The organism is Collinsella sp. HCP28S3_G2 (genome assembly GCF_052065125.1).
In the GTDB taxonomy this organism is placed as follows: Bacteria; Actinomycetota; Coriobacteriia; order Coriobacteriales; family Coriobacteriaceae; genus Collinsella.
The window spans coordinates 1-348 of sequence record NZ_JBQHUO010000045.1 but is presented as its reverse complement, the minus strand read 5'-3'; the positions used below and the strand labels follow the sequence as shown (position 1 = coordinate 348).

General features: G+C 73.6%; 1 pseudogene. It reads left to right on the top strand.

Annotated features, from left to right (window positions below):
• Positions 1-348: pseudogene (locus ACTNB2_RS08875) on the top strand (IS30 family transposase); the annotation flags it as partial.

Genomic DNA, 348 nt, shown 5'->3' with positions numbered 1-348 from the left:
GAGATGGACACCGTCGAGGGGGCCCGGGAGGACTCCGCCTGCCTGCTCACGCTGCTGCACCGCCCCAGCAGGCTCCAGCTCGCGCTGCCGCTGGAGGAGAAGACCGCCGGGTGCGTCGCGGACGCCCTGGAGGGCGTCCGGGCCATCCTCGGCGCCGACGGGACGCGCCGCGTGTTCCGCGCCGTCCTCACCGACAACGGCGCCGAGTTCTCCGACGAGGCGGCGATCGCGGCGCTGCTCGGCGAGGGGCCGGGCGAGACGAGGCTGTTCTACTGCGACCCCAGGCGCAGCGACCAGAAGGGCGCCTGCGAGCGCAACCACGTCGAGATCAGGAAGCTGCTGCCCAAG